The sequence below is a fragment of the Pedobacter cryoconitis genome, assembly GCF_001590605.1.
Lineage (GTDB): Bacteria > Bacteroidota > Bacteroidia > Sphingobacteriales > Sphingobacteriaceae > Pedobacter > Pedobacter cryoconitis_A.
This window is the reverse complement of sequence record NZ_CP014504.1, coordinates 760,318-771,685: the sequence shown is the minus strand read 5'-3', so window position 1 is coordinate 771,685 and position 11,368 is coordinate 760,318. Positions and strand designations below refer to the sequence as shown.

Sequence of the window (11,368 nt, the reverse complement as noted above, 5' to 3'; positions counted from 1 at the left end):
TTTTATATCATCTTAGTGGTACTCACAAAGTAATCCTTTGCTATAGTGCCAAATAGAATAAAAACAAATCTGAATTTATAAGATTTAACACCAAATTGAATTAAAAACTGAACCAGATAGGGTTCTATCGCTTGTAAGAATACATTACAATAATCACCTGGTTGATTGACAATTTGTTTCGTCCTGTATCCTTCACTCAACTTGTTCAGGTTAACTTTTACAGAACTATCTTCATCGACATTAAAGAAATCCCCTGCTGTAATTGACCAGCTTGAAGACTGACTGTTTTGTACCCATTGATTCAGGTGATTGTTCAATTGTTTATTGAATTCTTTTTCCATAGCACCACAAAATTATACTAATATTTTTAGTAAAGCAAATAGAATTGAAAGTTTTTGCCGTAAATAACAAGAAGCTGGTCAATTTATCAGGATGTGAAATATGCCATTTCTTTGCATTATTTTTTATTTACTTTTGACTAAAATAAGCCTCATATTTTATAACGCTATACATGACATCACCACTGATATTATATACTGTAGCCGACCGTATCGCTACGATTTCGCTGAACCGTCCAGATAAACGCAATGCCTTTAGTCCGGAACTGGTTAGTTCTTTAACAGAGACTTTATTGCAGGCATCTGATGACGAAGAGGTGAAAGTGATCATTTTAAAGGCCATTGGCCCTGTTTTCAGTGCTGGTGCTGACCTTGCTTATCTACAACAATTACAAAACAATACCCATGAAGAGAATGTTCAGGACAGTCAAAATCTAAAGACGTTATTCACAACAATCTATTATTTACCCAAAGTGGTTATTGCACAAGTTGAAGGGCACGCTATTGCTGGCGGCTGTGGCCTGGCAACGGTTTGCGACGTTACTTTCGCTGTTCCTGAGGCGAATTTCGGCTATACAGAAGTAAAACTGGGCTTTGTTCCTGCAATCGTTTCCTGCTTTCTGATGCGTAAAACCAGCGAAACAATTGCCAAAAAGATATTGCTGACAGGCGATTTATTCTCTGCAGCGCAAGCACTGGCCTATAATTTGATTACTTATGTAACAAATAAAGATGAAATTAGTCAGAAGGTACAGGATTTTGCGCAAAAGCTTTGCAATGAAGCCTCCGGAAACGCTTTAATGGTGACTAAACAACTCATTGGTCAGACTACGAATCCTGAACTGGAAAAAAGCCTGAATTTAGCGGTACAAATTAATGCAAGAGTTAGAGAAAGTGAAGACTTTAAAAAAGGGATTGCTTCATTTCTCAGCAAGGAAAAAATTAAATGGTAAACTATTAAAAACTAAAAAATATGTTAAAGTCGATTAAAACAAGTGTACTAGCTGTAATATTAATCAGCACAGCTGTGATTGCACATGCACAGAAAAAAGTAAATGAAGGTACACTTACCTATGGTATTACTTATGAGCTGACTGCAGAACAGCAGTCTATGGCCTCACAATTACCTGCAGAGACTAAATTAAAATTCAGTGGAAACCTGTTAAAAATAGAAATGCAGCAAGGGCCTGCAAAAATCACTATCATCTCGGATGGTGTTCAGAAAAACGGATTGGTATTGGTTGACGTTCCTCCTATTCAAAAACAATATGCAGTAAAAACTACGAAAGAAGAAACTGAGCAGACTATGGGTAAACCTCCTGTTCTAAGTGATTTCAAAGGTACTGGCGAAAAATTAAAAATAGGAAACTATAACACAGAGAAATACACCTACAAAGACGATAAAGGTACTGCTTATGAACTTTGGGCAACAAATGATATTCAATTACCTGAAGGAATCATTGGCGAAGAATTCAAAGCATTAAAAGGTACACCTATCAAATTTACACGTGTACAAAACGGTGTAAAGGCAGTTTTAACGATCACAGCATTAACTGAAGACAAAGTTGGTCCGATCACATTAGACGTTCCCCCAGCTTATGAAGTAACTACGATGGATGCTTTAAGAGCAATGGGCGGTCAATAAGCGCTGAACTCTATTTAAAAGGCCCTTTGAGTAAGCATTTCAAGAATGCAGACCAGAGGGCCTTTTTATTTGAAAACAATTGCTACGCTGTTACAGTCACAATTGTTTTCAAATGTGCTTTAAAGGAAACAAACAATGTATTACATTTGAAGCGCAGGAAAGATCAAAAAAACAGCAAAAAAAGCAGGATACATTATAAAATTCTGCAAGAGCCTGATTGCTGAAATAAATTAAAACCACGAAATCAAATGGAGCGAAAACTCATTATTTTAAAATTATCTATTGCCCTGTTTATCACATCCTTCGCTATTACGGCAGCCCATGCCCAACACCAAAAAGAAGGAATCAACTGGACGAAAGATGGGAATGGTTATTACCAGAATTCATCTGGAGGAATTGAGATAGTTACCTTACCTAAAAGCGAAACCAAAACTTTAATCAGCAGTGCGCTGCTTACCCCATCAGGCCAGAATCAGCCACTATCAATTAAAGATTTCGTACTTTCTGCTGATGGTACTAAAGCCCTGATTTATACAAACAGTAAAAGAGTATGGCGTTATGAAACCAGAGGAGATTACTGGCTGGCCGATTTAAAGACCAATAAACTGGTTCAAATTGGAAAAGATAAACCAGCTTCTTCTCTGATGTTTGCCAAACTATCTCCGGATGCAAGTAAAGTTGCTTATGTAAGCGGACATAATATCTATGTAGAAGACATGAGCAGCGGAACAAGTAAAGCACTGACTACAGATGGTACAGCCAGGCTGATCAATGGAACTTTTGATTGGGTATATGAAGAAGAATTTGACTGCAGGGATGGCTTTAAATGGAGCCCTGACGGAGCTTCTATTGCCTATTGGCAGATTGACGCCAAAAAGATCAAAAACTTCCTTATGATCAATAATACGGATTCAATTTATCCGTATACTGTACCTGTAGAATATCCTATTGTTGGAGAAGATCCTTCTTCGTGCAAAATTGGTGTAGTCAATGTCAGCACTGCACAAACTACCTGGGTTAAAGTACCAGGGGATGCGATACAGAATTATATCCCGAGAATGGATTGGGTTCCGAATACGAACGATGTGATCTTACAACAGCTCAACAGAGCGCAAAATACAAGTCGTGTATTTGTAGCGAACACACAATCCGGATCCGTAAATAACATTTATACAGAAACTGATAAAGCCTGGATTGATGCTGCTCCAGAATGGCAATGGATCAACAATGGAAAAGAATTTATCTGGCCAAGTGAAAAAGATGGCTGGCGTCACCTTTACCGAATCAGTAAAGACGGAAAAAAACAGACGCTGATCACTAAAGGTAATTATGATGTCATTGAAAGCAGCCTGGTGGACGAAAAGAACAACACTTTTTATTTCCTTGCTTCACCAACCAATGCAACGCAAAAATACCTGTACAAAACAAAACTTGACGGTAAAGGGCAGTTAGAACAGGTTACTCCTTCTGTTTTCCCTGGAACACATGAATATGATATTTCTCCTAACGGGATTTTTGCCAAACACACTTATCAAAGTGCAAACATAGCCCCTATCAGTGAATGGATGAAAATGGATACGGGTAATCCTTTCACAATGGAAGGAAGTCTGACCAATCAAATGGCAAGGGTACGCCCACCGAAGAACAAAACAGAATTCTTCAAAATCAAAACTGAAGATGGGGTGGAATTAGACGGATGGATGAAAAAACCAGATAACTTTGACCAAACCAAAAAATATCCTGTTGTATTTTATGTTTATGGTGAACCAGGTGCACAAACTGTATTGGATACTTATGGCGTTAGTTATAACTTTTTATATGCTGGCAATATGCCTCAGGATGGCTATATCTATATTTCTATTGAAAACAGAGGCGCACCAGCACCAAAAGGGCGTGAATTCCGCAAGTCTATTTACAAAAACATCGGCGTTTTAAATATCCGTGACCAGGCGATGGCTGCGAAAAAGATTATCGAATGGCCTTTTGTAGACAAAGACAGAGTTGCGGTGTGGGGATGGAGCGGCGGTGGTTCATCAACCCTTAATTTGATGTTCCAATACCCTGAAATTTACAAAACAGGTATTGCTATTGCAGCAGTTGGCAATCAGCTTACTTATGACAATATTTACCAGGAACGTTACATGGGTTCGCCATTAAAAACTAAAGAAGCTTACATTAAGGGTTCGCCGGTTACCAATGCACACAACTTAAAAGGAAATTTACTGTATATACATGGTACAGGTGATGATAATGTACATTATCAAAATGCAGAAATGCTGATCAATGAGCTTATTAAAAGCCAGAAAGTATTTCAAATGATGTCGTACCCGAATCGTACACATGGAATTTCCGAAGGTGAAGGTACAAGAGAACATCTTTCTAAAACTTACACTAAGTTCCTGCAAACTTATTGCCCTGCAGGAGGCAAATAACCAGTATTTAAATCCGAAAGCCCTTTATTTGCATTGCCCAAAAAAGTTAAATACTTATTGGGGCAATGCAAATAAAGGGCTTTTAGCTTTAGAGATCTATTAAGCTCCCTGCCCGATGTTAATCATCAATCCCCCATCCATTACATAAGTACTTCCGGTCACGTAATTTGCTTCCTCAGAAGCTAAGAATAGAGCGAGGTAAGCAATTTCTTCTGGTCTTCCTGCTCTGCCCAGCGGAATATTTGCTTCAGCTTTTTCCCTGATCTCCGGATCATCCACTGCTTTTTGATTCATCGCAGTCAAAATCATTCCTGGCGCTATATTATTTACGTTGATTCCAAATTTGCCGACTTCCAGTGCAATGGTCCGCATCAGGTTTTTTATACCAGCTTTAGAGGCATTATAATCTCCATTTCCAGGTGCATTGATTTCTTCATGAACAGAAGAAATATTAATGATCTTACCAGGCTTGCTAATCCCCTTGCGGTGCTGAATGAACTTCCTGCTACAGAAAAATGTTCCGTATAAATTAGTTTTGATTGTCCGGTCAAATATCTTTGTGTCCATTTCATCAATAGGAATTCCAGAACCGTTTACACCCGAATTGTTGACCAGAATATCAATTCCGCCAAATTCTTTAATTATAGCCTCCATTTTTGCCTCCACGTCTTGCTCGTTACTCACATCAAGCTCAATTAACGAAGCCTTTCCACCGTGTTCTTCTACAGCTTTCAATGCTTCCTGCCCTCTTTCTTCCTTACTATGATAACACACCACTACATTTGCCCCGTTTTTAGCGAATTCAATTGCAATTGCACGTCCGATTCCTGAATCCGATCCGGTTACCAATGCAGTTTTGTTTTCCAGTTTCTTCATATTGTATATTTATAATTTCCAAGCTGTTTTGTTGATTAAGAGCCAGCACTTATTGTGAATCAGCTCCACTTAACTAACCATAAAAAACAGGATATGTTTTAGTGTATCTGATAGTTAACCTATTTTAAAGCAGCTTAAACATTTCACATAAAACTTTACAGATACCTGTTTGTTGTAACATCCAATGGCACTGATTTCATTCACTAATAAGGGTATATTCTGTAAACAGGGCGGTTTTTATATCGATCCCTGGCAACCAGTAGATCTGGCTGTAACGACTCACGGACACGCAGACCACGTAAAGTCCGGCAATAAAGCATATTTATGTCATGAGCTCACGAAACCTGTTTTATTACAACGTCTGGGTGCAGATTTACCTGTTCAGACCTTACCTTATTATAAGGAAATCACAATCAATGGTGTTAAGCTAAGTCTTTTTCCTGCTGGACATGTGATTGGATCTTCCCAGATAAGACTGGAATATAAAGGTGAAATCTGCGTAATTTCCGGAGATTACAAAGTAGAATATGATGGGATAAGCACCGCTTTTGAGCCTGTAAAATGCCACACCTTTGTATCAGAAAGCACTTTTGGCCTGCCTATTTATAAGTGGCAGCCACAAGAAGAAGTCTTTGGAAAAATAAGAAACTGGGTTTCAGATAACCATGAACAGTTAAAGACAAGTGTACTGATTGCTTATAGTTTAGGAAAAGCACAACGCTTGATTAAAAACCTTGCAGGCGATCAGAATATCTATGTACATCAATCCATCGCCAACCTCAATGAAGGATTTATCAGTGCTGGTGTTGACCTTCCTAAAACCATCAGAATTACACCTGATCTTAAGAAAGAAGAACTACAAAAGGGAATCGTAATCGTTCCTCCTGCACTTGCAGATGGCAAATGGATGAAAAGTTTAATGAGTGCTTCGACAGGAATCTGTTCTGGGTGGATGCAGGTTAGGGCAGGCCGCAGATGGCAATCTGCTGATGCGGGGTTTGCATTGAGTGACCATGCAGACTGGCCAGGCTTATTGTCTGCAATTAAAGCTACTGAGGCCGAAAAGGTATTTGTAACACACGGATTTGTGTCTACATTTTCCAGATACCTCAATGAAATAGGAATAGAAGCAGAAGAAGTAACAACACGTTACGGAAACGAAGGGGAAGAAGAAGAAATCTTAAAAGAAGCTTAATTTGAAAAGGTTCGCGGAATTGATACAGCAGCTGGAAACCAGCAATAAGACCAACGATAAGATCGCGGCCCTGGTTAGCTATTTTAGCACAGCCGATGAAAGGGACAAACCCTATGTGATCGCCATGTTTACCGGAAAAAAACCGCGCAGACCTGTCACAACAGCACTAATCAGAGAATGGGCTATAGAATTAAGCAACATTCCAGCCTGGCTGTTTGCAGAAAGCTATCACAGTGTGGGTGACTTGAGTGAAACAATTGCACTGGTACTCCCTCCTGCTCAAAACATTACAGACCGCAAACTGCATGAATGGATTATAGATCTTGCTTTGATCAGTAACAAGGATGATGCTGCAAAAAAAGAATTTATCCTGAACGCATGGAATAGCCTGGATACCCGGGAGCGTTTTATATTTAATAAGCTAATCTCCGGAAATTTCAGAATTGGGGTATCTAACAAGATGCTCGTGAATGCATTGGCCAAACAAAGTGATACTGACAGCAATAAAATCATGCATAGTATCATGGGCAAATGGATGCCCGCAGAAATCACTTATCAGGAACTCATCAATGGTGCACATGTAAACACTGATAATTCATGGCCATACCCGTTTTGTCTGGCTTATGCACTGGATACCACACCAGAAAACCTGGGTGAAACTACTGCGTGGCAGGCAGAGTGGAAATGGGACGGTATCCGTGGTCAGCTCGTAAAACGCAATGGCGAGTTGTTTATCTGGTCCAGAGGAGAGGAACTGGTGACTGATCAATTTCCGGAATTACATTTTCTAGTGGATGAACTGCCGGATGGAACCGTAATCGATGGAGAAATATTATCTGTTAAAGATGGAAATGTACAGGCTTTCAGTATTCTGCAACAACGTTTAAACAGAAAAACTATTCATAAATCACAACTAAAGGATGCGCCTATAGGCTTTTATTGCTATGACGTTCTGGAATTTCAAGGTCAGGATATCAGAACATCCCCCTTGTCGGCAAGAAGAAAAATTCTGGTGGAAGTTATTGCTGCACTCCAGATTAAAGATGTTGCAATTCTCTCCCCTGTTATTGATTTTGACAAATGGGATCAGTTAGCAGAGATCAGAAAAGAATCAAGAGCGAATAACAGTGAAGGTATTATGCTGAAAAAGCTGGATTCTCTTTACCACAGCGGCCGTAAGCGTGGTGACTGGTGGAAATGGAAAATCAATCCCTATACCGTTGATACCGTTATGATTTATGCACAAAAAGGAAGTGGCCGCCGGGCAAATCACTTTACCGATTATACTTTTGCAGTGAGAGATGGGGAGCAGTTAATTACAATTGCCAAAGCCTACTCTGGTTTAACCGATGTAGAAATTAAACAAGTAGATAGCTTTGTGAGGAAAAATGCGATAGAGAAGTTTGGCCCTGTAAGAACGGTGAAACCCGAACTGGTATTTGAAATTGCATTTGAAGGTATCGCTGAAAGCAAAAGGCATAAGGCAGGCCTGGCTTTGCGTTTCCCCCGTATCGCCCGCTGGCGAAAAGATAAAAATGCTTCAGAAATCAATACGCTGGACGATTTAAAACAATTGTTAGCTTCAACGTTATAAGAACTTCATGTATGCTTTGAACGGCTCAATAGCATACGGGTACGAAACTCAAGATTATGATACTGGAAAAGAGTACGGGTTATAAAAAAGTGATCAAATGGTTAAAAGGCAAGAAAAAAAAGCCCTTTAAATTCCAGACTGATGCCTGGCAATATTACGCGGAAGGTTACAGTGGTCTTGTGAATGCACCTACCGGTTTTGGAAAGACATTCTCACTATTTCTGGCTGTCGTGATCGATGAATTGAATACACAGTTACCTGTTAAAGCCAGCGCAGTAAAAGCGGGTGCGGTAAAAGTCAGCGCATTAAAAAAAAGAAAAAAGAGCACCGGACTAAAACTTATCTGGATTACCCCATTGCGTTCTTTAGCTAAAGATCTGGCAAGAGCCATGCGCGAAGTTTGTCTGGAACTGGAAATCGACTGGCAAGTAGGTGTGCGTAATGGTGATACTCCTCAAAATGAAAAGCTGAAGCAGAAAAAACAGATGCCAGAAGTTTTAATTATTACGCCTGAAAGCATGCACCTGTTACTTGCGCAGAAAAACAGTTTGAGTTATTTCGAAGATTTACAATGCATAGTTGCAGATGAATGGCATGAATTATTAGGAAGCAAGCGCGGGGTAATGGCAGAACTTGCCATCTCCAGAATTAAAGGTTTGGTCAAAGAGAAACATCCCGAAAGGCTATTGAGAGTCTGGGGCATCTCGGCGACGATAGGAAATATGGAAGAGGCGCTGGATGTATTGGTTCCTGACCAGGATATTTTAAAAACAACTGTCGTTGCTGATATAGAGAAAAAGATACAGATTAAGTCGATCCTGCCCGATCATATTGACATGTTGCCTTGGGCAGGTCATCTCGGCCATAAACTTGCGCATAAATTATTGCCCATTATTGAAAAGAGTAAAACCACTTTAATTTTCTGCAATACCCGCGGACAAGCTGAGCTCTGGTATCAGAACCTGCTGAAACTTGATGAAAACCTGGCAGGGCAAATCGCTATTCATCATGGATCAATAGATTATGAATTGCGCAACTGGATTGAAGAAGCGATTCATACCGGAATACTGAAAGCAGTAATCAGCACTTCTTCTCTTGATCTGGGTGTAGATTTTAAACCTGTAGATACGGTAGTTCAAATTGGTTCTCCTAAGGGGGTTGCGCGGTTTCTTCAACGTGCCGGACGCAGCGGCCACTCTCCTTTTGAGACTTCTAAAATTTACTTTTTACCTACCCACGCACTGGAACTGGTCGAAGCTGCAGCAATTAAAGAGGCAGCGAGAACGCAGAACATTGAAAGCCGGCAACCTGTAGTCATGGCTTTTGACACATTGATTCAATATATGGTGACGCTGGCTGTCGGTGACGGATTTGATGAGCAGAAATTATATAAAGAAGTAAAAAACACCTTCGCTTTCAGAGAGCTGGAACTTTCAGAATGGAACTGGATGATGCAGTTTATCACTACTGGCGGCGATAGTTTAACCGCTTATACTGAATTCAGTAAAGTAGAAAAAGAAGATGGCTTATGGAAAGTTAAAAGCAGACAGTTAGCTATGCGGCATCGTTTACATATCGGAACCATTGTCAGTGATGCGATGATCAAAGTTAAATATCTGACCGGCGGATATGTAGGGATGCTTGAAGAATCATTTATGGCAAAAATGAAACCTGGTAATAGTTTCACCTTAGCAGGCAGGGTGCTCGAATTTGTGATGGTCAAAGAAATGACTGTCCTGGTGCGTAAAAGTAAACTCAAAAGTGCTATTACACCAAGCTGGATGGGTGGAAGAATGTCTTTAACTGCTAATCTTGGTGCAATTTTAAGAAAAAAGTATAATGAGACACTGGATAAAACACATCAGGACGAAGAGCTTGATATTATTCTTCCGCTATTTGAACGGCAGGCAAAGGTTTCACATGTTCCCAAGGATGATGAGTTCCTGATTGAACTGATTAAAACCAGGGATGGCTATCATTTTTTCGCTTACCCTTTCGAAGGAAGACAAGTGCATGAAATCATGGCAGCACTGATAGCTTACCGGCTGGGTAAAGTAAAACCTATAAGTTTTTCTATTGCGATGAACGATTACGGCTTTGAGCTGCTTAGTGAACAACCTATTCCTTTAGATGAGGAAAACATCAAGTTGCTCTTCAGCCCGGTTAATTTAGGGGAAGATATTGTAGCGAGTATCAATGCGACAGAAATGGCCAGGCGGAAATTCAGGGACATTGCCTGTATTTCTGGTTTGGTCTTTCAGGGTTATCCTGGTAAATATGTTGCGAACAAATATTTACAATCTTCTTCTTCTTTATTTTTCAATGTCTTTAGTGATTATGATAAACATAACTTATTATTGCGTCAGGCCTATGATGAAGCATTTTATCAGCAGATTGAAGAACCAAGGCTGGCCGCAGCGCTGCACAGAATACAAGCCAGCAAAGTAATTATTATCAAAGCTGAAAGTTATACACCTTTGTGCTTTCCGATAAAAGTAGATAGTTTGAGAGAGAATATGAGTACCGAGGAATTGGGAGAACGGATAGCAAGAATGACTGCTGAAGCAGATAAAAAGCAGACCATACGCAGATAAAAAATGATCATTAATATTAAAGGAGAAGAGCTGGTATTGAGCCAGCAAAGAGCAATTTACTGGACAAGCAAAAAGATGCTGATTATTAGTGACCTGCACCTGGGCAAAGGAGCCCATTTCAGAAAAGCGGGTATCCAGATTCCAGTCACGTTAAATACAGCAGACCTGAATAAACTAACAGCGCTGATTACCGAATTTTCGCCTGATTGTTTACTGATTACCGGCGATATGTTTCATCATCAGATGAATAGTGAAGCAGAGCTTTTCCGCCAGTGGAGATTGCAATATCCGCTGTTGAAAATTATCCTGATCAAAGGAAACCATGACCGGTTAAAACCAGAAGATTATTCAGGCTTAGGCATTGAAACCTATCAAAAAGAATTATTAGCTGCACCTTTCAGATTTATACATGATCAGCCTGAGCTAACCGATGAGTATTACAATATTACAGGACATATCCATCCGGGGGTAACGATCTATGGAAAAGCACGTCAGCTGATGAGGTTGCCTTGTTTCTATTTCGGAAAGAATTGTGCAATCTTGCCTGCTTTCAGTGTCTTTACGGGTCTAAGTAAAGTTAAGGCTGAAAAGGGCGATTTATTTTATGCGATTACCCCAGAAAGGGTAATCCTGATTGATCAGGTAAAGTAATGCTGGTTTAATCAGAAGATGTCCCCGATTAAACCAGCATAAA

The 11,368-nt window shown here is 39.8% G+C and carries 9 protein-coding genes; 7 read left to right on the top strand and 2 right to left on the bottom strand.

Features of this window, described 5'->3' with window-relative positions; all coding sequences use genetic code 11:
* Nucleotides 1–2 precede the first annotated feature (2 nt).
* Nucleotides 3–341 (bottom strand): hypothetical protein, encoded by a 339-nt coding sequence (locus AY601_RS03270; RefSeq protein WP_068396401.1) that lies wholly within the window; start codon nucleotides 339–341, stop codon nucleotides 3–5.
* 170 nt (nucleotides 342–511) lie between these two features.
* On the opposite strand from AY601_RS03270, the gene AY601_RS03265 reads away from it, so the two are divergent.
* From AY601_RS03265 to AY601_RS03250, 3 genes are all read left to right on the top strand, one after another.
* Nucleotides 512–1,291, top strand: coding sequence for an enoyl-CoA hydratase/isomerase family protein (locus AY601_RS03265; protein WP_068396398.1), 780 nt, complete (start codon nucleotides 512–514; stop codon nucleotides 1,289–1,291).
* 20 nt (nucleotides 1,292–1,311) lie between these two features.
* Nucleotides 1,312–1,983, top strand: coding sequence for a DUF4412 domain-containing protein (locus AY601_RS03260; RefSeq protein WP_068396395.1), 672 nt, complete (start codon nucleotides 1,312–1,314; stop codon nucleotides 1,981–1,983).
* A 248-nt stretch (nucleotides 1,984–2,231) separates the two neighbouring features.
* Nucleotides 2,232–4,415 carry a S9 family peptidase gene (locus tag AY601_RS03250; protein WP_068396389.1) on the top strand — a complete coding sequence of 728 codons (2,184 nt, stop codon included), beginning with the start codon at nucleotides 2,232–2,234 and terminating at the stop codon, nucleotides 4,413–4,415.
* A gap of 99 nt (nucleotides 4,416–4,514) precedes the next feature.
* On the opposite strand, the gene AY601_RS03245 is transcribed toward AY601_RS03250, so the two are convergent.
* Nucleotides 4,515–5,291, bottom strand: coding sequence for an SDR family NAD(P)-dependent oxidoreductase (locus AY601_RS03245; RefSeq protein WP_068396387.1), 777 nt, complete (start codon nucleotides 5,289–5,291; stop codon nucleotides 4,515–4,517).
* A 184-nt stretch (nucleotides 5,292–5,475) separates the two neighbouring features.
* On the opposite strand from AY601_RS03245, the gene AY601_RS03240 reads away from it, so the two are divergent.
* From AY601_RS03240 to pdeM, 4 genes are read left to right on the top strand one after another with little or no spacing between them, the layout of a single operon-like run.
* Nucleotides 5,476–6,486 (top strand): ligase-associated DNA damage response exonuclease, encoded by a 1,011-nt coding sequence (locus tag AY601_RS03240; RefSeq protein ID WP_068396384.1) that lies wholly within the window; start codon nucleotides 5,476–5,478, stop codon nucleotides 6,484–6,486.
* Between the two features lies 1 nt (nucleotide 6,487).
* Nucleotides 6,488–8,080: an ATP-dependent DNA ligase gene (locus AY601_RS03235; RefSeq protein ID WP_068396381.1), complete on the top strand. Its 1,593-nt coding sequence runs from the start codon at nucleotides 6,488–6,490 to the stop codon at nucleotides 8,078–8,080.
* A 56-nt stretch (nucleotides 8,081–8,136) separates the two neighbouring features.
* Nucleotides 8,137–10,674, top strand: coding sequence for a ligase-associated DNA damage response DEXH box helicase (locus AY601_RS03230; RefSeq protein WP_068396378.1), 2,538 nt, complete (start codon nucleotides 8,137–8,139; stop codon nucleotides 10,672–10,674).
* A 3-nt stretch (nucleotides 10,675–10,677) separates the two neighbouring features.
* Entirely contained in the window at nucleotides 10,678–11,325 is a 648-nt protein-coding gene (gene pdeM / locus AY601_RS03225; protein ID WP_068396376.1) for a ligase-associated DNA damage response endonuclease PdeM, read from the top strand.
* The last annotated feature ends 43 nt before the right edge of the window (nucleotides 11,326–11,368 follow it).

Bases quoted from the DNA above. Each gene is read 5' to 3' on its own strand.
- AY601_RS03270 (WP_068396401.1), bottom strand. From the start codon at position 341: ATGGAAAAAGAATTCAATAAACAATTGAACAATCACCTGAATCAATGG.
- AY601_RS03265 (WP_068396398.1), top strand. From the start codon at position 512: ATGACATCACCACTGATATTATATACTGTAGCCGACCGTATCGCTACG.
- AY601_RS03260 (WP_068396395.1), top strand. From the start codon at position 1,312: ATGTTAAAGTCGATTAAAACAAGTGTACTAGCTGTAATATTAATCAGC.
- AY601_RS03250 (WP_068396389.1), top strand. From the start codon at position 2,232: ATGGAGCGAAAACTCATTATTTTAAAATTATCTATTGCCCTGTTTATC.
- AY601_RS03245 (WP_068396387.1), bottom strand. From the start codon at position 5,291: ATGAAGAAACTGGAAAACAAAACTGCATTGGTAACCGGATCGGATTCA.
- AY601_RS03240 (WP_068396384.1), top strand. From the start codon at position 5,476: ATGGCACTGATTTCATTCACTAATAAGGGTATATTCTGTAAACAGGGC.
- AY601_RS03230 (WP_068396378.1), top strand. From the start codon at position 8,137: ATGATACTGGAAAAGAGTACGGGTTATAAAAAAGTGATCAAATGGTTA.
- pdeM (WP_068396376.1), top strand. From the start codon at position 10,678: ATGATCATTAATATTAAAGGAGAAGAGCTGGTATTGAGCCAGCAAAGA.